The 23357-nt window shown below is 37.2% G+C and carries 25 protein-coding genes and 1 pseudogene; 6 read left to right on the forward strand and 20 right to left on the reverse strand.

What is annotated here, in order from left to right; genetic code table 11:
* Positions 1-152: 152 nt before the first annotated feature.
* The 4 genes from JNUCC51_RS03025 to JNUCC51_RS03040 all read right to left on the reverse strand — a co-directional run bounded on the left by JNUCC51_RS03025 (position 153) and on the right by JNUCC51_RS03040 (position 3422).
* Positions 153-482 carry a hypothetical protein gene (locus JNUCC51_RS03025; RefSeq protein WP_337990776.1) on the reverse strand — a complete coding sequence of 110 codons (330 nt, stop codon included), beginning with the start codon at positions 480-482 and terminating at the stop codon, positions 153-155.
* Between the two features lie 250 nt (positions 483-732).
* A complete protein-coding gene (locus JNUCC51_RS03030; RefSeq protein ID WP_337990777.1) occupies positions 733-1698 on the reverse strand; it encodes a hypothetical protein in 966 nt (321 codons plus the stop codon).
* Complete coding sequence (locus JNUCC51_RS03035; RefSeq protein ID WP_337990778.1) at positions 1679-2722, reverse strand: DmpA family aminopeptidase; 1044 nt, start codon at positions 2720-2722, stop codon at positions 1679-1681. Before JNUCC51_RS03035 ends, JNUCC51_RS03030 begins: the two co-directional genes overlap by 20 nt.
* Position 2723: 1 nt before the next feature.
* Positions 2724-3422 (reverse strand): aspartate/glutamate racemase family protein, encoded by a 699-nt coding sequence (locus tag JNUCC51_RS03040; protein ID WP_337990779.1) that lies wholly within the window; start codon positions 3420-3422, stop codon positions 2724-2726.
* A 785-nt stretch (positions 3423-4207) separates the two neighbouring features.
* On the opposite strand from JNUCC51_RS03040, the gene JNUCC51_RS03045 reads away from it, so the two are divergent.
* On the forward strand, positions 4208-5602 hold the full coding sequence (locus tag JNUCC51_RS03045) for an alanine/glycine:cation symporter family protein (RefSeq protein ID WP_337990780.1): 1395 nt from the start codon (positions 4208-4210) through the stop codon (positions 5600-5602).
* Positions 5603-5659: 57 nt separating this feature from the next.
* On the opposite strand, the gene JNUCC51_RS03050 is transcribed toward JNUCC51_RS03045, so the two are convergent.
* Together JNUCC51_RS03050 and JNUCC51_RS03055 are read right to left on the reverse strand one after the other, a co-directional pair.
* The gene (locus tag JNUCC51_RS03050) at positions 5660-7621 is read right to left on the reverse strand and encodes a methyl-accepting chemotaxis protein (protein ID WP_337990781.1); all 1962 of its coding nucleotides are present in this window, start codon (positions 7619-7621) and stop codon (positions 5660-5662) included.
* Positions 7622-8359: 738 nt separating this feature from the next.
* A complete protein-coding gene (locus JNUCC51_RS03055) occupies positions 8360-10321 on the reverse strand; it encodes a methyl-accepting chemotaxis protein (protein WP_337990782.1) in 1962 nt (653 codons plus the stop codon).
* 680 nt (positions 10322-11001) lie between these two features.
* Here JNUCC51_RS03055 and JNUCC51_RS03060 point away from each other — a divergent pair.
* Both JNUCC51_RS03060 and JNUCC51_RS03065 read left to right on the forward strand, forming a co-directional pair.
* A complete protein-coding gene (locus JNUCC51_RS03060) occupies positions 11002-12225 on the forward strand; it encodes an IS110 family RNA-guided transposase (protein WP_337988445.1) in 1224 nt (407 codons plus the stop codon).
* Between the two features lie 323 nt (positions 12226-12548).
* Positions 12549-14108: pseudogene (locus JNUCC51_RS03065) on the forward strand (IS1182 family transposase); the annotation flags it as partial.
* Positions 14109-14224: 116 nt separating this feature from the next.
* Here the strand turns inward: JNUCC51_RS03065 and JNUCC51_RS03070 are convergent.
* The 7 genes from JNUCC51_RS03070 to JNUCC51_RS03100 all read right to left on the reverse strand — a co-directional run bounded on the left by JNUCC51_RS03070 (position 14225) and on the right by JNUCC51_RS03100 (position 17809).
* On the reverse strand, positions 14225-14758 hold the full coding sequence (locus JNUCC51_RS03070; RefSeq protein ID WP_337990784.1) for a DUF1572 family protein: 534 nt from the start codon (positions 14756-14758) through the stop codon (positions 14225-14227).
* Between the two features lie 178 nt (positions 14759-14936).
* The gene (locus JNUCC51_RS03075; protein WP_337990785.1) at positions 14937-15815 is read right to left on the reverse strand and encodes a hypothetical protein; all 879 of its coding nucleotides are present in this window, start codon (positions 15813-15815) and stop codon (positions 14937-14939) included.
* A complete protein-coding gene (locus tag JNUCC51_RS03080) occupies positions 15808-16326 on the reverse strand; it encodes a sigma-70 family RNA polymerase sigma factor (RefSeq protein WP_337990786.1) in 519 nt (172 codons plus the stop codon). Before JNUCC51_RS03080 ends, JNUCC51_RS03075 begins: the two co-directional genes overlap by 8 nt.
* A 109-nt stretch (positions 16327-16435) precedes the next feature.
* Positions 16436-17044, reverse strand: a complete 609-nt coding sequence (locus JNUCC51_RS03085) for an SCO family protein (RefSeq protein WP_337990787.1) — start codon at positions 17042-17044, stop codon at positions 16436-16438.
* A gap of 104 nt (positions 17045-17148) precedes the next feature.
* Positions 17149-17271: a YvrJ family protein gene (locus JNUCC51_RS03090; RefSeq protein WP_082172762.1), complete on the reverse strand. Its 123-nt coding sequence runs from the start codon at positions 17269-17271 to the stop codon at positions 17149-17151.
* A gap of 84 nt (positions 17272-17355) precedes the next feature.
* Positions 17356-17580 (reverse strand): DUF2922 domain-containing protein, encoded by a 225-nt coding sequence (locus tag JNUCC51_RS03095; RefSeq protein WP_337990788.1) that lies wholly within the window; start codon positions 17578-17580, stop codon positions 17356-17358.
* 13 nt (positions 17581-17593) lie between these two features.
* The gene (locus JNUCC51_RS03100; RefSeq protein ID WP_337990789.1) at positions 17594-17809 is read right to left on the reverse strand and encodes a DUF1659 domain-containing protein; all 216 of its coding nucleotides are present in this window, start codon (positions 17807-17809) and stop codon (positions 17594-17596) included.
* A 121-nt stretch (positions 17810-17930) separates the two neighbouring features.
* Between JNUCC51_RS03100 and JNUCC51_RS03105 the strand changes: the two genes are divergently transcribed.
* Positions 17931-18359 carry a DUF2621 domain-containing protein gene (locus JNUCC51_RS03105; protein ID WP_337992180.1) on the forward strand — a complete coding sequence of 143 codons (429 nt, stop codon included), beginning with the start codon at positions 17931-17933 and terminating at the stop codon, positions 18357-18359.
* Positions 18360-18443: 84 nt separating this feature from the next.
* Here the strand turns inward: JNUCC51_RS03105 and JNUCC51_RS03110 are convergent, their stop codons facing one another.
* From JNUCC51_RS03110 to JNUCC51_RS03140, 7 genes are all read right to left on the reverse strand, one after another.
* A complete protein-coding gene (locus tag JNUCC51_RS03110) occupies positions 18444-18665 on the reverse strand; it encodes a hypothetical protein (RefSeq protein WP_337990790.1) in 222 nt (73 codons plus the stop codon).
* A 277-nt stretch (positions 18666-18942) separates the two neighbouring features.
* Positions 18943-19077 carry a hypothetical protein gene (locus JNUCC51_RS03115; RefSeq protein WP_337990791.1) on the reverse strand — a complete coding sequence of 45 codons (135 nt, stop codon included), beginning with the start codon at positions 19075-19077 and terminating at the stop codon, positions 18943-18945.
* Positions 19078-19127: 50 nt separating this feature from the next.
* Positions 19128-19259, reverse strand: coding sequence for a hypothetical protein (locus JNUCC51_RS03120; RefSeq protein ID WP_337990792.1), 132 nt, complete (start codon positions 19257-19259; stop codon positions 19128-19130).
* Positions 19260-19312: 53 nt separating this feature from the next.
* A complete protein-coding gene (locus tag JNUCC51_RS03125; RefSeq protein WP_337990793.1) occupies positions 19313-19501 on the reverse strand; it encodes a hypothetical protein in 189 nt (62 codons plus the stop codon).
* Positions 19502-19647: 146 nt separating this feature from the next.
* Positions 19648-20145 (reverse strand): CcdC family protein, encoded by a 498-nt coding sequence (locus tag JNUCC51_RS03130; protein WP_337990794.1) that lies wholly within the window; start codon positions 20143-20145, stop codon positions 19648-19650.
* A 22-nt stretch (positions 20146-20167) separates the two neighbouring features.
* Positions 20168-20536 (reverse strand): response regulator, encoded by a 369-nt coding sequence (locus JNUCC51_RS03135; RefSeq protein ID WP_337990795.1) that lies wholly within the window; start codon positions 20534-20536, stop codon positions 20168-20170.
* Positions 20537-20588: 52 nt separating this feature from the next.
* Positions 20589-21299 (reverse strand): cytochrome c biogenesis CcdA family protein, encoded by a 711-nt coding sequence (locus tag JNUCC51_RS03140; RefSeq protein ID WP_337990796.1) that lies wholly within the window; start codon positions 21297-21299, stop codon positions 20589-20591.
* A gap of 447 nt (positions 21300-21746) precedes the next feature.
* Between JNUCC51_RS03140 and JNUCC51_RS03145 the strand changes: the two genes are divergently transcribed.
* Together JNUCC51_RS03145 and JNUCC51_RS03150 are read left to right on the forward strand one after the other, a co-directional pair.
* Positions 21747-22475 carry a FadR/GntR family transcriptional regulator gene (locus JNUCC51_RS03145; protein ID WP_337990797.1) on the forward strand — a complete coding sequence of 243 codons (729 nt, stop codon included), beginning with the start codon at positions 21747-21749 and terminating at the stop codon, positions 22473-22475.
* A 157-nt stretch (positions 22476-22632) separates the two neighbouring features.
* The gene (locus tag JNUCC51_RS03150) at positions 22633-23349 is read left to right on the forward strand and encodes a (Fe-S)-binding protein (RefSeq protein WP_337990798.1); all 717 of its coding nucleotides are present in this window, start codon (positions 22633-22635) and stop codon (positions 23347-23349) included.
* Positions 23350-23357 lie beyond the last annotated feature (8 nt).

Consider the following 23357-nt stretch of genomic DNA (forward strand, 5'->3'; position numbering starts at 1 on the left):
TTAAATTTATTGACTAGATAAAAAAAGAAATATTACAGAGTAATAGCTATTCTCTGCATTTCAAACAATATCCGCCATATAATTGATGCAAGGAGTCGAAAAATAATGTTTCTTCACCTATATAGGAATTTATTCGAGGATGGGGTAGAAGATTACCGAAAGATGATAAAAAATGGCGAATAACCATCTTCAAATTTATAGCCCTTCACATAGAGTGTGGTTGATTTCCGTTCCGACTGGGCGCTTTTATCGCTGCCGCGCAGAAAACATTTGCCGCTGACGCTTCGCTTTCGCGCAGATAAAACATTTGTTGCTGTCGCTTCGCTTTCGCATAGATAAAACATTTGTTGCTGTCGCTTCGCTTTCGCCACAGATAAAACATTTGCCGCTGACGCTTCGCTTTCGCGCAGATAAAACATTGTTGCTGTCGCTTCGCTCTCGTACAGATAAAACATTTGTTGCTGTCGCTTCGCTTTCGCCACAGATAAAACATTTGCCGCTGACGCTTCGCTTTCGCACAGAGCAGAGCTTCCTATTGGCGTCCGATGAGCCGCTAATCCCCAAGGAGTCGCTCAGTCTCCACTTCAATCAACTAATATGCATACGTTTTAACAAATATCATCCACAACTTTCGATGATGATTTTTAGTAATTGAATCAAATTAAATTGGTTATAAAAAACCTCCATTTTGAAATTAATCAAAATGAAGGTAAACACTTCTAGTTATTTCTACTAAACATGCCAACTATAAAATATCTTTATTAATAATTCGCGCACTAAAGATGACGTTTCATATACTGAAGAACGAATATGACATTGAATAATTTTATTATTAAAGCTAAACCAGAACCACCTTGCCGGATTTTTAGTTTCTTGAACTCCATAATATACTTCAATTTTTCTATTTTCATATGGAATTTTCAATAATCTAAATCTCCATTTTTGACGAGTTCCAATATTTCTTCCTAAAGCTTTTGGTAAATCCTGTTCTAAAGTATGCGGTGCTATTGAAATCCAACACCCGTCTGTAAGGTTGTCCTTTTGTCGATAAAGCAATTGGACTTCATTCGTTTCTTTACCAATCCCAACCGAATCTAGCTTATAATCTAATAATATCTCTGAGAAAGTATTTTCCCCATTAATTGTTTCTGGTTCAAACCATTTTACTCTCGTTACTTCATCTTCTGCCCATTTACCTTGATCATATCTAGCAGTATAACTTACAGTAGCGAAAGATTGTTTTGACAAATCATAGTTTATCAACACTAAATTTGTAATATATTCTATTAATTCTTCGTCCGTTACATCACCTTCAAAAACGGACATCTCCACAGTTGTAAATCCTACAGAATAGCATAAAGCTTTGTTATTTTTATAATCAATTCCAATAAAGCCCACTCTATTATTTATTACGAAAGGGTAACCTTGTCTAACTAAATTTGTATCTGCATAGATAAAAGGGAAAGCCCAATCATAGAAAAATTGTTTTACTCGAATAATTCCATTCTGAAGTTTTGCATAAAAGTATATCGAACTACGATCATTTTTTGTTTCCGGGCGCACTGAAAAATTATAGATATTTTGCATTTGCTTATCATTAGGTAGTAAAGGACTAAAATTAATATGCTCTACAATTTCATCTATTGATTTATGTGTAATGATATTTTCACATCCCCATTTAAAATTGATATGCTTCAACTTTATGTCCATTTCGACCAATTGTTGTTTGTGCCTGTGAAAGTGAGTTTAAGATCGCTTCCTCTGTTGCTTCTGCAGCTGCTGCAAATAATTGATTCATGATAGGGTGATCCTCTCGTAGTTGTGTACGTATTTCAATAAGCTGTTCTGATACATGAGCGATTTGGTGTGCTGTTGTAAAGCCAATGACTATATCTCCGCTACCATGTGAAAAGTGACTGCCCGTACGTCCTAGTCCGATGCCGCATCGTTTAATGACACGTGTCAGTTGACGACTACTAAGCGGAGCGTCTGTAGCAAGTACGATGATAATGGAGCCATCTGTTGGAGATGATGTCGATTCACTTTGAACATTTGAAGTAGTATATCGATGTGCTAGAAACTCTGAGCTTTGTCCGAAATTACTAAGGACCATACATCCTACTGTATAATTCGTTGACCCATGAGTTACGATTCGGGATGATGAGCCAATACCACCTTTGTAGCCAAAGCACATCATTCCTTTTCCCGCTCCGACTGCCCCTTCCTCTGCAGGTTCATTTGACGCCTTGCAAATCGCCTCTATAGCATGCCCTGGTGTAATAGGACATTCTCGGATGGAATTTAAATAACTATCATTACACTCCCCAACTACTATATTAATAGTTCCTGTTGAATGACCTATTTCATTATTCGAATCTAGCATAAACTGCAGCGTTCCTTGAGTTACTGCCGGAACACCAAATGTATTCGTTAGCATAATGGGCGATTCAATTACTCCAAGCTCGTTTACTTGCACTAGACCTGTCGTTTTACCAAATCCGTTTAACACATAGCTTGCAGCAGTAACCTTTTGCTGAAATAAATTGCCTTCATGGGGTAAAATCGCAGTTACCCCAGTACATGCATAAGCGCCGTCTTGGTTAATTTTCTCATCAAGCGTTACATGACCTACACGCACGCCAGCAACATCGGTAATACAGTTTTTTTCACCTGTTGTTAACGTTCCAATTACGATCCCCTTTTCTCGTACTTTTCTTGGCATATTAGTCCCCCTTATGAATCGCCATATTTACAGCAGCCTGTGCATGTATAAGAGTTGTATCAAAAACAGGTACGTTCACATCCTCCTGTTTAATGAGTAATCCAATTTCTGTACAGCCTAAAATAATTCCTTGTGCTCCCAATTGCACAAGGTTCTCTATCACACGTAAATAATAGTCTTTCGATGTTTGTTCAATTTTGCCCAAGCATAATTCTTCATAGATGATACGATTGACTTCAGTTCGTTCCTCAGCAGGCGGAACAAGCACTTCAATACCAAAACCCTCTACTCTAGCTCTATAGAAATCTTGCTCCATCGTGTACTTTGTCCCAAGAAGGGCAATTTTTTGTAAACTAGCTTTTTCTATTTGATTTGCTGTCGCATCAGCAATATGTAAAATCGGAATTGTGATCTTTTTCGTAATAATATCAATAACCTTGTGCATTGTATTTGTACAAATAACAATAAATTCTGCCCCTGCACTCTCTAGAGATTGCGCCGCCTCTGCAAGCACTTGCCCTGCCTTCGACCACTCTCCCTCAGCTTGATAATGCTCGATTTCTTGAAAATCTACACTATACAAAATACATTTTGCTGAATGTAAGCCTCCTAATTGTTGCTTTACCTCTTCATTCATCAGACGATAATACTCGGCAGAAGACTCCCAGCTCATACCGCCAATCATGCCAATTGTTTTCACACAAATTCCCCCTTTAATTTCTCTATTATACTAACAATCCTAACTTAAATAAGGGAATTTTCAAAAAAAATAAAGCTCTTTTTCCATTTCTTCAGCTTTTCTTTGCTAGATTTCAAATATCTAATCAATAAAATGGAAATGAAAGAAACAACACAATTTATACCAATAAAAAATATATATGCGTCCTTAAAATCAATGCATATGGAATACACAAAGCCTATTAAACCACTAAAGATCAATACAACAATAGATGGAAACTTAGGGAATAAAAAAGTGATAATTCCTGCAAATATGATTATCAACATAACCATCATCAATCAATTTTGCCTCGGCATAATTGCGTCCGGAATCGGCTTTGTGCTTAGGCCTGCAATTGTTTTAACAGATAAATTGCCACAGGACGTGGCGTTCTTAAACTGAGTTCCTCTATTTCAGCGGGTGTTTGGATACCCGACGAAAGGAGTTAAAGAATGCCAATACAAAAGAAAGGAAAATACCATACTTAACCTCCTTTTCATTACTGCATGCATTTTTTTCTTTCGTTTCATTTTATTATTTTTAACAGGTAAAATTTCGGTAAAAAACTGAGATCAAATATTTATAATTGATTGCTATTTCGAATGTATAAATAGGTATCAAATGTCCACATCCTAAACAATATCTAGAACTAGCGGATCAAATATTGCACTATATAAAAATTAAAATAATTCATTATTTTCAAAAAGTTGAAATTTGACAAAAAAACAGTGTAGACTAAAGCGTATTGAGATTGGAGGTAAGCAAAAATGGAATGGATATCGAATATTGTAAATGATACTAATAATATAATATGGACATATTTCATTATTACATTGTTATTAGTTGCAGGATTGTATTTTTCCTTTGGCACAAAGTTTGTGCAAATTCGACTTTTCCCTGAAATGTTTCGTTTAATAGTAGAAAAAAGAGAGGGAGAGTCAGGTGTTTCTCCGTTCCAAGCCTTTACGATTAGTGCAGCCTCACGTGTAGGTACTGGTAATATCACAGGCGTTGCGTTAGCAATCGGGGTAGGTGGACCTGGAGCGGTATTTTGGATGTGGATTATCGCCATCTTAGGAATGGCAACTGCATTTATTGAAAGTACGCTTGCACAGGTGTACAAAGTAAAGGATGGCGATACGTTCCGTGGTGGACCAGCTTATTATATGCAAAAAGCGTTAGGTCAACGAAAATTAGGGATCGTTTTTAGTATTCTTTTAACGTTAAGCTTTGGCTTTATATTTAATGCTGTTCAATCGAATACGATTGCAACATCTGTAGGTGAGGCATTTCATATTGAGCCCTATATCATTGGTATTATGTTAGTTGTGTTAACGGCCTTGATTATTTTTGGTGGCGTACATAGAATTGTAAAAGTTACACAAGTACTTGTACCCGTGATGGCTATTTTCTATTTAGCCGTAGCCTTTTATGTTGTTGTGACGAATCTGTCTGAAATACCTGCCGTTTTCAAGCTGATTTTCACAGAAGCGTTTGGTCTTCGTGAAGCTGCTGGTGGAGCGATTGGGGTTGCTATTATGCAAGGTGTACGTCGTGGATTATTTTCTAATGAAGCTGGTATGGGTAGTGTTCCTAATGCCGCGGCTACAGCAAATACCTCTCACCCTGCTAAGCAAGGATTAGTGCAAAGCTTAGGTGTATTTTTTGATACAATTATGATTTGTTCTGCAACAGCGTTTATCATTATTTTAGCTGGTCTTTATAATACTGGTGAAAGTAATGGAATTATTCTTACACAAAATTCTTTAGCTGTACATGTGGGTGATTGGGCTCCTTACTTTATCGCTATTTCTATTATTTTCTTTGCATTTAGTTCTATTGTCGGTAATTACTATTACGGTGAATCTAATATTGAGTTTATGAATGCTCATAAAGGTTGGATGTTTGGCTACCGTATTTTAGTTCTTGCTATGGTGATGTTTGGTTCTCTTGCGCAAGTAGAGCTTGTTTGGAACTTAGCAGACCTATTCATGGGACTAATGGCTATTATCAATATTACGATCATCCTGTTACTTGGTAAAATTGCCTTCCAAGTGTTAGACGACTTTACAATGCAACGAAATGCAGGCAAAAATCCTGTATTTTATGCAAAATCAATCCCAAAATTGAAAAATACTGATTGTTGGGAAGAAGATCGATAATTATTCAAAAACGCCATTCCTCAAACGGAATGGCGTTTTTTGTTATGCCTGATTTTATTAATATTTAAATTGACTAATTAGCTGTTTTAACTCATCTGCCATATGCGCAAGCGCTTGTGCAGAAGCATTAATTTCTTCCATCGAAGCTAATTGTTCTTCTGTAGACGCTGCAACGTCCTCTGAAGCAGTTGCATTTCCTTGTGCAGAGAATGCCAAATCCTCCGTAATAGCTGTCACCTCTTGCACACTTGCTGACATCTGTTCAGAAGCAGAAGATACCTCTTCCATTCTAGGAGTAATTTTATCCATGCTTGTTTTAATGACTTGGAATTTCGTAATAGCCTCATCCGATACATGCAGTCCATTTTGAACATCCTCTGTAACTTTTGCCATGATGTTTACAGATTGTTCTGTTTCTAACTGAATGCCATGGATTAGCTCAAAAATTTGTTGTGCAGATTCCTGGGATTGCTCCGCTAGCTTTCTTACTTCATCTGCAACAACTGCGAAGCCTTTTCCATGCTCTCCTGCTCTTGCTGCCTCAATCGCTGCATTGAGCGCTAGTAGGTTAGTTTGGTCTGCAATGCTTGTAATTACATCTAAAATGGACGTAATTTGCTTAGAGCGTTCATGTAGTGTTTGAATTTTCGTGTTTGAATCGGTCACCGATAAATGGATAGATTGCATTTGATCTTTCGTATTTTGGACTGCCTTTCCACCTTCATCTGCTTGTAGCGTTGCGTGCTGTGAAAGATCTGTTACCGTAGAAGAGATCTCCGCTATATGAAGAATGGCCTTAGAAAGTTCCTGTAACGATTCTGCATTCTTGTTGGCACTTGTCGTTTGTGTGTCAGCACTTGTCGCAACATCTTGAATCGAAATGGCAACCTTTTCTGTGGCAATGCTTGTCTGATTAGCATTGGCTGTAAGCTCTTCTGCCGACGATGCTACATCTTCAGCATTTCGTTCTATTTTTTGAATAAGTGTCCTTAGACTGTCTTGCATATCGTTAAAGGCTTGCCCCAGCTGTCCTATCTCGTCATGAGAAGTAATTGTCACTTGCTCTGTTAAATCACCTTTACTAATGGTTACTGCACTATCCTTGAGCGATCTAATCGGTTTTATGATTCCCTTCATGACAAAATAGAAAACAATCGTACTTATGACAATCGCAATAATTAACACGAGTAACGTATGATTTAAAATGGATGATGCTGATTTATCAATTTCCTTTGAATAAATAGTACCAGTAATTTTCCAATTTGTTAATTCATTCGTTGTAAAGAACAAAATTCGGTCATCACCGTCAAAGACATACTCATACGTTCCAGATTTGCTGTCGTACATTTTGTCGAGGAAGCTTTCTTTTAATTCGCTACCAGGTTCTAAAGTTGGGTGTGAAATGACCTTTCTAGTTTCATCAAAAATAGAAGAATATCCATTTTTTCCGATTTGAATTGAGCTTGCGGTTTTTTGAATGTCTGCCAATTTTAAATCAACCGCTATTACCCCAGATTTGTCCTTTAGCTGACGGGCAACTGTTACAACCATCTCTCCAGTAAATGCGTCAATATAAGGATTCGTTATTAAAATTTCTCCCTTTAAAGCCGTAGCCTTTTTATACCAATCTCTTTCTAAAACATTGTAATCCTTAAGATCCGATTTTGGTTCTAGAAATAATGCTCCCTCATTTGTTCCAAGATATACACTTAAAGCATCTTGATTCATCTTCATATATTGTTGGAAATTTGTTAATATCGCGGCTCCGTTCTGTTCATACTTAGAAGAATTTATTTCCTCGCTAAAAACATTAATGTCATTTACTTTAGCACTAATGGTTTCATCAATGACTTTATTTAAAATATTTACACTTTCATTTGCACTAAATAATATTTCTTCCTTTATCGATTTTTTTGCCGAAAGGTATGAAAAAGTCCCAACAGTAATAACTGGGACTAGCAAGATTAGAGCAAACAATGTATAGAGCTTGCCCTTAAAGCTACCAAATATTTTTTTCATTCAACAATTCTCCTTTTGTCTTCATTAGTTCTTAAGATGTGTGTTTTTTGTATAATTTCGTATTATCTTTTACTGGCACTATACTCGATGATTTAGACTCAAAAAGAATGCCGCTTCTATCTACTGTTTACAACCTACCCTTCTTTTATCGATGAAATTTCACCCTAGGCTTTTATCGGACGAAATACATATATTCAAACCCTTTTTTTCATTTTTTTGATTAACTAATGTAAATTCTTCTATTTTGTACTTCTTCATCATTCAACTATACTTAGAATCTCACTTTAAATAGGTTCATGGCTGTCGCTTCGCTTGTGTGTATACAAAAACCTGTTGCCCGAAAAAGAATATGTAATTCCAAAGCTTTCAGAAAAAACAGGTGCCATCTAGCGACAACTGAAAAACGATGTAGAACAGTTTTTGGATTATTGAAGGCTTATTTGCGTTTCACTCAAGTCCATTGAAAATCTAAGGTTAAAAACGAAATGTGCTTTAATAGAATGACTCGATCAAACAAGAAAAAAGAGAAATCGATGCTATTCGATCTCTCTTTTTCTTTAATATCAGCTAGTTATAACACAGACACATTTATTAGTGTTGAAAAACAAAATAGTCACGCAGTCGAATCTCAAAATAGAATCGTAAAGCTGATTTCATTCGTTTTGTACAAGAGTCATACTTTATTTAATAGGACACCTTATCTCATTGACACTATAGTTTTTCGTAGATTTGATTCTTTTAATATTTAAATTGACTAATTAGCTGTTTTAACTCATCTGCCATATGCGCAAGCGCTTGTGCAGAAGCATTAATTTCTTCCATCGAAGCTAATTGTTCCTCTGTAGATGCTGCAACGTCCTCTGTAGATGCTGCATTTCCTTGTGCAGAGAATGCCAAATCCTCCGTAATAGCTGTCACCTCTTGCACACTTGCTGACATCTGTTCAGAAGCAGAAGATACCTCTTCCATTCTAGGAGTAATTTTATCCATGCTTGTCTTAATGACTTGGAATTTCGTAATAGCCTCATCCGATACATGCAGTCCATTTTGAACATCCTCTGTAACTTTTGCCATGATGTTTACAGATTGTTCTGTTTCTAACTGAATACCATGAATTAGCTCGAAAATTTGTTGTGCAGACTTCTGTGATTGCTCCGCCAGCTTTCTCACTTCATCTGCAACAACTGCGAAGCCTTTTCCATGCTCTCCTGCTCTTGCTGCCTCAATTGCTGCATTAAGAGCCAGTAAGTTAGTTTGATCTGCAATGCTTGTAATTACATCTAGAATGGATGTAATTTGCTTCGAGCGTTCATGTAGTGTTTGAATTTTCATGTTTGAATCGGTTACCGATAAATGGATAGATTGCATTTGATCTTTTGTATTTTGGACTGCTTTTCCACCTTCATCTGCCTGTAGCGTTGCGTGCTGTGAAAGATCCGTCACAGTTGAAGAGATTTCCGCGATATGAAGAATGGCCTTAGAAAGTTCCTGTAACGATTCTGCATTCTTGTTGGCACTTGTCGTTTGTGTGTCAGCACTCGTCGCAACATCTTGTATCGAAATAGCCACCTTTTCTGTAGCAACGCTCGTTTGAGTGGCATTGGCTGTTAGTTCCTCTGCCGACGAAGCTACCTCCTCAGCATTTTCTTCTATTTTTTGAATCAGTGTCCTTAGACTCTCTTGCATATCGTTAAAGGCTTGTCCTAGCTGCCCAATCTCATCTTGAGAAGTAATTATCACTTTCTCTGTTAAATCACCTTTACTAATGGTTACTGCACTATCTTTGAGCGATTTAATCGGTTTTATGATTCCCTTCATAACAAAATAGAAAACAATTGCACTTATGACAATCGCAATAATTAACACGAGTAAAGTATTAAATAAAATTGGCGATGCTGATTCATCAATTTCTTTTGCAAAAATTGTGCCTGCAATTTTCCAATTCGTCAATTCATTCGTTGTAAAGAACAAAATTCGGTCTTCACCGTCATAGACATATTCATACGTTCCAGATTTGCTGTCGTACATTTTATCGATGAAGCTTTCTTTTAATTCGCTTCCCGGTTCTATAGTCGGATGTGAAATGACCATATTATTTTCACCAAAAATAGAAGGATATCCATTTTTTCCGATACTAATAGAGTCCGAAACTTTTTGAAGGTTTGCCAATTTTATATCAATTGCTAATACCGCTGATTTATCTTTTACCTGACGAGCAACTGTTACGACCATATCTCCTGTCGCTACATCTTTATAAGGATTCGTTATTAACGTTTCTCCCTTCAAAGCCGTAGCTTGTTTGTACCAATCTCTTTCCAAAGGATTGTAATCCGCACTATTAGATTTTGGTTCTACAAATACGGATCCTTCACTTGTTCCCATATAAATAGTTAGTACATCTGGATGTAGCTTTATATATTGCTGAAATTTTGTATCTAATACCGTTGCATGCTCTTTATACATTGAAGAATCTATTTCCTTGCTGAGGACATTAATGTCATTCATTTTTTCACTAATGGTATTATCAATTAACGTATTTAAAATATTTACACTTTCATCCGCACTAAAAAGTATTTCATCTTTTATCGAATTCTTTGCTGAAAGATACGATAAGCTTCCTACAGAAATAACTGGGATTAGTAAGATAAGAGCAAATAATACGTAGAGCTTACCCTTAAAGCTTCTAAATAATCGTTTCATGCGACCGCTCTCCTTTTGTCTTCACTAGTTCTTATAATATTTTTTCTTCTATTTTGTAGTTTCTGTTTAGTTTCAAAAAGATAACTCCCCCCGGTTCGTACCTTCCCTTCTTTTATTGAATAAAATTTCTTCATAAGTTTTTATCGGACGAAATACTTAAATTCAAACCCCATTTTTCATTTTTTTGATTTTCCTAACATAAAATTCTTCTATTCTTGCATTTCTTCATTATGTAACCTTTATGTTTCATGCTTTAGATATGATGTGTAGAGGCTCTTTTCATTAATATTTAAATGCTAAAATTGATTCTCAATCGCCATTTTCGATAAATGTGTAGAGGATGCTGCCGCTACTTCTTCCGTCCGCAAAAAAAAGATTAAGAGCACCATTTAGCAGATGCTTTTAACGGATTCAATTGAATACTGTTTTTCAACTAAAACATACTAACATTAGTAGTACAAACCAAGGCCATGGTTTGTGCTACTATTTTTTTATAGTAGAAGTGAAGAAAAGCCGACCAGCCTCTGGGACCATTTGTGAGTCCGTATATAAAACCGGCTAACTTCATGCCCTTATATGAATCAGTTTAGTATGTTGGATCCAAGAGATCGTGTATAAGAAAGTGGAATCGATAAGGTACTGTGAAGGCTTCTATGATTGGTCAAAAGGAGAAGAATGAGATGAAACATGTCATTGCGTTAGATGTCAGTAAAGGAAAAAGTACCGTTGCGATTTATGATGGTCACCGCCAATGTGAGTTTGAAGGTGTGCTACATCATACACGGGGTGATTTCGAGCGATTACACGAACGAATGGAAGAGATGACAAAGCAAGATGGACAAGCGCCAGATATCGTATTTGAAGCAACAGGCATCTATTCAAAATCTATCGAAGCGTTTTTCAAAGAGTACGGCTATGCATACTGCCGCATGAATCCACTTGAAGCGAATTTACAGATGGCAACGATGCGTCGCAATAAAACCGATATCAGTGATGCCCATGAACTCGCGAAGACACATTTCAAAATGGAACGCAAAACAACGTACATACAAGACGATTATTATGAACAGATGCGTGCACTGACTCGTTATTACGATGAAATTGACGAAGAAATCATTTTACTCAAAAGTAGAATGCATGCCATTTTACAGTTGAGTTTTCCAGAATTAGAAAAACTGGTTACACCGAGTTCAGCACTATTTTTAAATATTGTACAACTATATCCGCACCCAACACTTTTACAGGCCCATTCAAAAACGATTATTAAAAATCGTTTAAAGGGCAATACGCGAAAAAAACTATCGCTAATGCGTGCGGAGGCTAAAGCTATTACATTATTAGAAGCAGCTGAAAATAGTTACCCAGCGATTAAACCCACAGATATTCGTTGTGATCAAGCACGAGATTACGCAGCTCGCATTGCGGATTTACTAGAGAAGAAAGATGCGCTTGTGAAACAGATGGTGGAATTGTCGGAAGGAAGAAAAGAATATCTAGTATTTCGTTCGATTCCTGGGATTGGCGATTCAACGGCGTGCCGATTAATTGGAGAGATTGGTGACATCCGCCGCTTTCAAAATGCGAAACAACTGAATGCTTACGCAGGCATTGATATTATGCGGTACCAGTCTGGGAATACGCAATATCGAGACAGGATTAATAAACGAGGAAACAAACATTTACGGAAGATTTTATATTTTATGGTGTGCGCCATGCTTATGGCTAAAGGAAAACCGAATCATTTTGTGGACTATTACTACAAATTAAAAAAGCAACCTCAGAAGAAGCCTCATAAGGTTGCGATCATCGCCTGCATCAATAAGTTTCTGAAAGTGACATTTCAGTTACTGACGCATGGCATTCTTTACGATTATGAGTCCGCACTACCAGCTCAAAAATCATAATCACCTACATAGAACTATATCATAATGACCTTTCGAAAAAAATAAAAATCGTCAGGTCTTTTTGGCGTATCTAAAAATGAGTGTGAAGTGGTGAGGGATATCCCTCACCACTTCACACTCATAAAAATATAAATTATTCTTTAAATAAGGTTGACTAATCGTAAGAAAGAGGCTGGGACAAAACCCATCTCTAAACTAAAAAGCCGGTGAAATTTTACGATCAGTAAAATTTCACCGGCTTTAAATTTTTTTCATAAAAAATAAGGACCACTTCTGATAAAATTAAGTCACCACAACAAAATTATACAGAAAGAAGGATCCTTATGTTTAAAGATTATAACATGAATCAATTAGTTTTGCCTTTAGATTTAGAAGTGAAGTTACAAAAGAATGATATTGCCTTCCGTGTCCACCATTTAGTCGAAAGTATCCCGCCCGAAGCGTTTGAACGATTCCTTCGAAATGAGGGCTGTCCTGCCTACCACCCACGCATGATGCTTAAAATTATCTTATGTGCCTACACGCAATCTGTCTTCTCAGGGCGCAAAATTGAAGCGCTTTTAAAAGATAGTCTTCGGATGATGTGGTTAGCTCAAGGGCATGAACCAACCTACCGCACAATCAACCGATTCCGTGTCCAACCAGAGGTAAAAGAGTTGATTCGTCAATGCTTCGTTCAATTCCGCTGCCAGCTGGTACAGGGAGAATTAATTGACCAGGAAGCTATTTTTATTGATGGAACAAAGATTGAAGCGAATGCGAACAAATTTACATTCGTGTGGAAAAAGTCGGTTGAGAAATTTCATAACGGACTAATTGAAAAGTCAAACCAGCTATACGATGAGCTGCTTGAAAATGAAATCATGCCAGAAATTGAACGGGAAAATGAAAAGGAATTAGCATTGGAAGACCTCGCTCAAATGGTCGAAAAAGTAGATGAAGTGATTTCTGAATATGATCGAAAAATTGAAGAGTCATCGGATGTAGCAGAGCGAAAGGCTTTAAGAACGGAACGGAAATTCCCAAAGCAGGCTCGCAAACAATTGATCGACTATATTGAACGCAAACTAAAGTATCAAAGAGACTTCGAAATTTTTGACGAACGAAATAGTTATTCGAAAACAGACCCGGATGCAACATTTATGCGTATGAAAGATGACTATATGAAAAATGGACAATTGAAGGCAGGTTATAACATACAAGTGGCAACAGAAGGTCAGTATGCGCTTGCCTACAGCATTTTTCCGAATCCAACGGATACACGTACATTAATCCCATTTTTAGATGAAATCGAACAACATTATTTTAAGTTACCAAAACACATCGTCGCAGATGCTGGATATGGCAGTGAACAAAATTATGATGATATCCTTTCGAACCGTAAGCGAGAAGCCTTAATCACGTATAACATGTATGTAAAAGAACAGAAGAAAAAGCATAAGCAAAACGAATTCAATACAGAGAACTGGGATTATGATAAAGAACATGATCGATACACTTGCCCAAACCAACAACAGCTTGTATTTAAATATCGTTCCACTAAAACGGATAAGTATGATTTCACGCGTGAATTTAAGATATACGAATGTGAGGACTGTTCCGGATGCCCCCTACGTTCGTTATGTACGAAAGCAAAAGAGGGAAATAATCGTAAGTTAATCGTGAATGAGAAGTGGGAGCAACAAAAAGAATATGTAAGAGTAAAGCTTTCAGAAGAAAAAACGAGTACCATTTATCGTCAACGCAAAATTGACGTGGAACCAGTTTTTGGATTCTTGAAGGCTAATTTGCGTTTCACTCGATTTTCTGTGAGAGGAAAATCGAAGGTTGAAAACGAGATGGGCCTCGCATTAATGGCCGTGAATTTAAGAAAATTCACAGCCATTAGCTAATAGCTATATGGAGACAACATAAAAAATAGAGAAATCCGAATTTAAATGAATTCAAATTCGGATTTCTCACTAATGAAGCTAGTTATGTCCCAGCCTCTTCTTATTTATTATTGATATTTTTTTACCATAGACTCTGTGAAAGCCTGAGATTGTCCCTTTGGAATACTTAATGTTTGCCACTTAGAACCCTTTAATTGTTTAGCGATGTAAACGATTTGACCAACATGTTGTGAGTAGTGGGACATTTGTCTTTCGATAGCATCTATTACGGAATGCTGTTCCCCTCTTATCGTGACAAACCCTTGTAAATCAGCTTCCGTTAATCCTTGTAAAGCATCCAAAAATACTTGCCAGCCCTCTTCCCATACCGTCATAACGTCTTCTTTTGTCTGAAGGCTATCAGTAAATTCATCGTCACGATTTCTCGATGCTTTCTCACCATCAGTCGTTAGAAAGTCAGTCCATCTTGATACCATATTGCCACTAACATGTTTTACAATAACTGCAATACTGTTTGAATCTTCATTATACGTCCAGTGCAATTGGGCCTCTTCCAGTTGTTCGAGTGTTTTATCTCCTAGCTCTTTAACACTTCTAAATCTTTTTTGGACAACATTTAAATACGTTTGCGCTACCGTCATTGGTGATCCCCCCATCCTTTTTTCTACTATTTTAATATAAATAGGATGAAATGTTCCGATTTAGTAACTAGTTGTTACCAAGAATACAGCTGAGAGGTCTTCATCACTACTGATTGCTGCCTTCACCAATAGAGCTATTAGAAGCAGTTTATCTTCCACCTAACTTTTTTGCTTTCGCTTAATTTAAGTGTGGGATAAATTCCCTTGCAAGCTCAACCATTTTTTCTTGTGCTTCCTGTTGATCACCATTTAATTGATAGCCTATATGATATACATAGCCATTATAATACGTATAAAACTCATTTGCTCTTGTACTCATTCGATAAATGCGCTTGTCCGCCTCATCATAATTATAGTATAAATACGCAAGCCATTTATCTGGTGTCATCGCACGATAATACAAAGGATTCATAAAATTCAAACCTACATTCGTGATCTCCTCCTGACTATCTTCCGTAAATTTATAGTTTATTAAAGGGTTATTATTTACATTTGTTACCGTCAAAATAATATATTGACGATCCACTCCAGTGAGAGACTTTTCTTTATAACTAAACTGATACTGCTTTTGCAGGCTACCATCTTCCATATCTGATGTTACCGCATAGACCTCTTGTATATTTGATTTAAATGGAAGATTTTCAGGGTCTATTAGATGGACAGCATTCTCCATAGTAGCCGCCACTGCTTGCATAGCCTCGAAGCCCTGAAGCGGTGCATAAAATTTGATATTTTCCCGGTGATCTAAGTGATCTACAATTTGAAAAAACTGACTGGATGTTGTCTCTTTTCCTTCAACTTCTGTTTGAAATAAATCGGTGAATGATTGTTTTTCTTCTTCATGAAGTATTTCTGTCGTTGCATGGTCAATCGGTTTCGAAGCTTGCCATGCAATAAATAGTAAGATAGAGCATGTTATCATGATGGCCATTGCACGATACGGCCAAAGTTGCTTTGATGGATACGGCTCTTGCTGAATTTGTTGTCGAACCTTTTGAATGATTGCTTCTTTATGTGCTGAGACATCCTTCAATACATGCATTGTATGCTTATCCATGGAAAAGTACCTCCCATTCAATATGCTGTAAGTCTACTTTTAATAATTCCTTCCCTTTCTTTAAACGAGATTTTACGGTACCCTCAGGAATAGCCAGTAGCTCTGATATTTCCTTGATTGTCATCTCCTCCAAATAAAAGTAGACAATTGCTTCACGTGGCTTTATTGGTAACCGTAAAATGGCTTCATCTAAAAGAGCTTGTTCATCTTGACGAATGAGTGTATCTTGTAAAACAGTTTTTTGTTTGGCAAAAAAATTATGCTGAAATGTAATTTTTCGATAAGTCCAGCTTTTTAAGTAATCCTTACATTTATTAATGGTCATACGTGCTAAATAAGCCTTCATCTCGCCTCTTTCTTCATAGTACCTTTGGTGATGATAAAATTTAATAAATACATCTTGAACAATATCCTCAGCTATTCGTTGATCTTTCGTATAGTAGTATGCGATTCGAAATAAATGTTCTGTATGTAGCTCCATTAGTTGCTCTAAATAATCTGTATTAGTCAAAATCTTTCCCTCCTTCTACACTATAAACGAGGCTAAAGGTATAAAAGATTAAATTTCAACAATAAAAACCGTCTCTTAGTTTATCCTTGAGACGGTTTCCTTCTATCCATTATAAATTTTCATCAATATATGTTTCTATATCTGATGCAATTGTGTCAATAGGGACATCCTCGGCATTCTTTGCGAATCCAGAATACATTTTTACGATTTTGCCATCTTTATCGACTAAGAAAAATTGATTTCCGTGTATCACTTGATCGGTGTTAGGATCATCTTTGACGATTATTTTTGTTGATTTCACAGCGAACTGCTCGATATATTTTTGTGAATAACCAGTAAGTAGATTCCATTTTGATTCATCTGGAACATTATATCTTTTCAAATAATCAGCTAATACTTCTGGTTTATCAACGTCAGGATCAACTGAAAACGCAACAATATTATAATCTTCCACACCTTTTTTCTTCAGCTTTTCTTGAACTTGCGTCATATTAAAGGACATTGGTGGGCAAATTGATGTACAATTCGTGAAAATATACATACCAATCCACGGTTTTCCTTTTAAACTCTCTAAAGAAACTTTTTCACCGCGTTGATTGACATGTTCAAAATCTGGTAATTCCAAGCTATAATCTGCTTTAAATTTTGTATTTCCACACGCACTGAGCACTACTGCTAATGCAAAAAGTAAAACAAGCCCAATTATTTTATTTCTCATCCTTAACACTCTCCCTACCTGCACTATCCTCATCCTATCGTAGGATGTAAATATTGACAAGGTTACTCAAGTGACATCTTTCGTACATCTTTGTGAAATCGATTTCACTTTAAGGAAACAAGTGCATCATGAATTGCATCTAATTTAACTTCTACTCGGTGCAGTAAATAAAACGACACTAGGATAGGAAAACCGATATCCGATATCATGTTAAACCACTGTTCCATGTTGGACCCTCCTTCACAAACTTATTACAAATACTATTGCTGAAAATGGCCCTTGCGAAAAAATTTCGCAAAGACCATTTCATGCTATTCTATCCCTAATTCAAACTCTGTTACTTGTCGATCTACGATGCGAGCCCCACTCATCGCAACTAGAGCGCTAGCTTGTCCATCAAAAACATTTTTAGTGATGATTGTTTGCATTACCTGTCGTATTTCCTCCGCTGTTACCTTTGGCTTCGGTGCATCAATCGCTACCGTTGTCGTTTTCCCTGCTGCTGTTTCAAATTGAAGCTCTAAAATTTGTGTCATAACTTTCCCCCCTTTAGGATAAATCTGTTGTTTCTTGTTTTACAATGCTGTCTAGTGCGTGTGAAGATAGACTTGCAATGGCATATGCTACTTCTACTAAATCCTTTGCCGTATGCGAGTTGTTTAAATTGCGGTAAGTTTTTGTTGTGAAAATGGGCTCGTTCTGTGCATTATATCCAGCGACATACTTCAAGCGTAGTGTAGCACCTACGAAATTGACTTTTGCCATGAGGGTCACCTCCTTTCTTTCACAATATATACAGACTTATTGCTAAAAAAGGGACATTTAGGATGAAATTTTATATGTAAGCTTTTATAATAGAGTGAGAGAAGGCAAAGAGGTGAACGATTTGTTAAGTGGTTGGTTTTTATGGTTTATCCTATTTTGGGTAGTTGTACTCATTTCATTTATGGCGATAGGCGGATTTTTTATGTTCCGCAAATTTTTAAAGGCTTTACCAAAGCAGGACGGTAAATCTGATTTAGATTGGCAAGAGTATTATTTAGATAAAACCATTCATCTATGGGGACAACCTGAGAAAGAACTTTTATATGAACTTGTAAGCCCAGTACCCGAGCTATTTAGACAAGTAGCTAAGGAAAAAATAGCAGGAAAAATTGGCGAGCTTGCTTTAGAAGAAAAAGCACCTTCCATTAACCATGATTTGATTATTCGTGGCTATATCCAAGCAACACCAAAACGCGACCATAAATTTTTACGCAAAAAGTTAGATGAAATGCAAATTGACGTCGCTCCATATGAACATCTATTTGATTGATGGTACGCTGCACACTGATTTGTGCAGCGTTTTTACTGCCTTTAAATAAGTTTCGTCATATTTTTTAATAATTTTTTCCTCGATTCAATCCTCCAGTATAGGGGCGTCTATTCGTCGCTCAAGACAGCACTTTCCGTCGCTTTCTTCTTTCTTTCCGTCGGTTGGACGATTCTTTCCGTCGCTCTGATTCCTATCCGTCGCTTTGGCTCTTCTATCCGTCGCTTTCGACTTTTCTTCCGTCGGGTGGACGATTCTTTCCGTCGCTTTCTTCTTTTCTTCCGTCGGGTGGACGATTCTTTCCGTCACTCTGATTCCCATCCGACACTTCGGCTCTTTCATCCGTCGCTTTCGTCTTTCTTTCCCTCGGTTGGACGATTCTTTCCGTCACTTTAGCTCTTTCATCCGTCGCTTTCTTCTTTCTTTCCGTCGGTTTGACGATTCTTTCCGTCGCTCTGATTTCCATCCGTCACTTTGGCTTTTTCATCCGTCACTTTGGCTTTTTCATCCGTCGCTTTCTTCTTTCTTTCCGTCGGTTGGACGATTCTTTCCGTCGCTCTGATTTCTATCCGTCACTTCGGCTCTTTCATCCGTCGCTTTCGTCTTTCTTTCCGTCGGGTGGACGATCCTTTCCGTCGCTCTGACTTCCATCCGTCACTTTAGCTCTTTCATCCGTCGCTTTCTTCTTTCTTTCCGTCGGGTGGACGATTCTTTCCGTCACTTCGGCAATCCTTTCCGTCGCTCTGATTTCTATCCGTCACTTCGGCTCTTTCATCCGTCGCTTTCTTCTTTCTTTCCGTCGGGTGGATGATCCTTTCCGTCGCTCTGACCCCTATCCGTCACTTTGGCTCTTCTATCCGTCGCTTTCTTCTTTTCTTCCGTCGGCTGGACGATTCTTTCCATCGCTCTGATTTCCATCCGTCACTTTGGGTCTCTCATCCGTCACTTCGGCTCTTTCATCCGTCGCTTTCTTCTTTTCTTCCGTCGGTTTGACGATTCTTTCCGTCGCTCTGATTTCCATCCGTCACTTTGGGTCTCTCATCCGTCACTTCGGCTCTTTCATCCGTCGCTTTCTTCTTTTCTTCCGTCGGTTTGACGATTCTTTCCGTCGCTCTGATTTCCATCCGTCGCTTTGGCTCTTTCATCCGTCACCACGGCTCTTTTGTCCGTCGCTGTCAATTTTCTTTCCATCACTTCGGCAACCCTATCCGTCGCTCAATCTGCTCTATCCATCATCCAAAATGCGTTCAAAAAAAACTACACTAGATAATCTCTAGTGTAGTTTTTCCATTTAAATATTCTTTAGCGGAATTGTTTTTTTGATTTTTATAAATTGAATGAGCATTGCGATTCGCCAAGGGAGTAACATAGCGAACGCTAAAATCCAAAACATTCCTGCTAATTCTCCAACGTCAATGGAGCTACTTAATATCATTTTTGCAATTATACGGAACACTAACAGTCCGATTAATATAAAAATGAATGCTTTTGAACGTTTTAAATAAATATCTTGACCTTTTACTTCAAATTTAGAAGTGGCGATTAAGATTGTTGAGAACACCACGCCGACTGCTGCCGATTCAAGGATTTGCATGGGTGGTACTCGAAATTGTTCAAATAAAAACATTATCGCACCTGAAGACATTGCAATAGGTGGAATGATAATTTTCTTCTCATTTGTCGGTTTCTTAGATGCTCGCATACGTAAAACCATGACAAAGGTACCCATAAAAATGGCCATTATGGTTGAACCTATTACATAATATTGAGAAGGGATATTGCTAAACATAAAAATTCCTCCTCTAATGTCATTAACAATTTTGTCCAATTAATTGATCAACTACAGCTTTTAGTCTTTCTGGTTCGAAAGGCTTTGTTATAAAATCCTTTGCACCACTTTCAATCGCTTCCACGATTAACTTCTGTTGTCCTAAAGCTGTAATCATAATTATTTTTGCATCTGGAAATTCGGGGATGATTTCTTTTACTGCTGCGATACCTGTCATAACGGGCATTGTTACATCCATCGTTACAAGATCTGGTTGTAACTCACGGTACATCGCTACAGCTTCTTTACCATTTGCAGCCTTGCCGACTACCTCATAACCCCATTCCGTAAACATATTACTTATTGCAACACGCATAAAGAGCGTATCATCCACTACTAAAACTGTAGGCACATGTTCATCTCCCTCTAAGTTAAAGTACTGTATGCCCATTTAGTTTAGCAGATTAGAAGCCTGTAAATCCACCAAAAATAGGCTGTAAAATGCGTGTTAAATACGTTAATCCGTCAAAGAATAACAATACACCAACGACAATCATAATATAACCGCCGATTTTCACAATTTTTTGGCTGTGTGTACGAATCCAAGTCATACGTGCTATAAAGAAAGATAACACAAAGAATGGAATCGCAAAGCCTAAATAATAAGCTAACATATAGCTAAAACCTGCACTTGGATTTGCACCAGCTAATGAAATAATCGATGCTAAAATTGGACCTGTGCACGGCGTCCAACCAGCTGCAAAGGCTATTCCGATTAATACAGATCCAAAATAACCAGATGGTCGATGTTTAAATTGGAATTTTCGATCCTTCATTAAAAAGTCAATTTGTAGTAATCCCACAATCATTAAACCAAATACAACGATTAAGATGGCACCAACCTGACGTAATAATGTTTGATAATTAAGGAAGAACTCTGCTGCTAGTGATGTTCCTAGCCCAATCATAATGAAGATAATTGAAAATCCTAGTAAAAAGAAGAGTGTATGCAAAATTGCACGCTTTTGCATCATACCTCGTTCCGATTTTAGCTCATCTAATGACATACCTGTTATGTATGATAAAAATGCTGGATATAGCGGAAGGGTACATGGTGAAATAAAGCTTAAAAACCCTGCACCTAATGCTAAAAATAAGTTAATATCAGTTTCCATATTTTCTCACTCTCTCCTTACAGTTACTGTTTCCATCGTACCAAAAATCACTGTAAATTGCGCCATTCCTGTTTGTGAACGTTTCATGGCAAAAAGATGTTGAAAAAATGAAGTTCCATCATATTATCATACAAAATTTTTTCAAACCTTATTACATCAACGTGTATTTGTTCATGTACTTTTGCATTATGCGCCCCCCTTATATTATCTGTCAACAAAATTCACCATAATTCTGCATTACTAGTTATGTAATTCTTAGCATTTCCAAAAGACGCTAGCAACAATTCAATTGCGGGAAATGAATACCTGTTGTTAAGTCGTTACCTGTCGCTTATTTCAAAGTTAAAGTACCCTTTTAATTTACATAAAGTATTTTTAATTGCGAGTAAATTATTTTTCTTCATGTATAATAAAAAACAATAGAGCAACTGATAATGAGGTGTAGTCTTGGAGTTAAGAAAAATTAAACCGAAAAAAATATATGAGGAAGTATCAGAAATCCTTTATGAAAAAATTAGAGCTGGCGAACTGAAACCGGGTGACCGACTTGACTCAGTAGAACAACTTGCTGAACAGCTACATGTAAGCAGATCTGCTATTCGAGAAGCTCTTTCCGCTTTAAAAGCAATGGGGCTAATTGAAATTAAACAAGGCTCAGGTACATTCGTTAAAAGTAATCAATCCAATCAGCTCGATTTTCCCCTATCAACTGCCATTTTAACTAATAAGCAAGATATCTCACATTTGTTAGAAGTACGGAAAATTATCGAAGTAGGCGCTGCGGCTAGCGCTGCCATTCATCGAACTGAAGAAGACATGCAGTCAATGCTGCAAATTTTAGATGAGATGAAACGGGTTAAAGGAGATGGAGAATTAGGAGAAAAAGTGGACTTTCAATTTCACGCGGCCATTTCTGCAGCATCTCAAAACCCCCTGCTTACAACTTTATTAGACCAGGTTTCAGGTTTAATGATCGAAACGATGAAAGAGACACGTCGAATTTGGTTGTACTCTAAAAAAATTACAAGCGAAAAGTTGTATGATGAACATATGCAAATTTTCCTCGCAATTAAACAGCAAAATGAAGAGCTCGCAAAACATGCTATGGCTTCACATTTAAGTAATGTGGAAAAGGTCTTAATGCAATATTTCGAAACAACTGAATCTATGAAATAACAGCAGCTGCCTAGTTTGTATTATAGGCAGCCTTTTAATATTTTGAAAATTAACAATAAACACCTTTCGTTAATCTGATAAGTTGTAGTATTATGAAAATTAAGTCATCAGATGACCTGTTGAATAGTGAGATTAGAGACAAAAAGGAGCGATACTCATGAAAGTAACACTTTTTGCGACTTGTTTAGTTGATATGTTTCAAGGTGATGTAGGAAAAGCTGTTGTTGAAGTTCTTGAAAGGCTCGACTGTGACCTAGACTTTCCTGAAAATCAAATTTGCTGTGGGCAGCCTGCCTATAATAGTGGCTATGTAAAAGAATCTAAAAATGCTATGAAAAAAATGATCACGGCCTTCGAGCATTCCGAATACGTTGTCTCCCCTTCTGGTTCCTGCGCTTATATGTTTAAGGAATATCCAGAAGTGTTTAAGGGAGATCCTGTTTGGGAACCAAAAGCGCAAGCATTAGCAGATAAAACATATGAATTTACAGAGTTTATCGTAGATGTATTAAAAGTCGAGGATGTAGGTGCACATATAGAGGGTAAGGCAACTTATCATACCTCCTGCCATATGACACGTCTGCTTGGTGTTACGGATGCACCGTTTAAATTATTAAATCAAGTTAAAGGCCTACAGTATGTAGAACTCCCTGGAAAAGATAGGTGCTGTGGCTTTGGTGGAACATTTTCAGTTAAAATGGGCAATATTTCAGGAGAAATGGTCAATGAAAAAGTACAAAATGTTGAAGAAACAGGGGCAGACATTTTAATCGGAGCCGATGCTGGTTGCTTAATCAATATTGGTGGTCGAATTAATCGACAAGGTAAGCCTATTAAAGTCATGCATATTGCGGAAGTATTAAATTGCCGCTAGGAGGGGGT

The organism is Lysinibacillus sp. JNUCC 51 (genome assembly GCF_015999525.1).
Taxonomy (GTDB): Bacteria; Bacillota; Bacilli; order Bacillales_A; family Planococcaceae; genus Lysinibacillus; species Lysinibacillus xylanilyticus.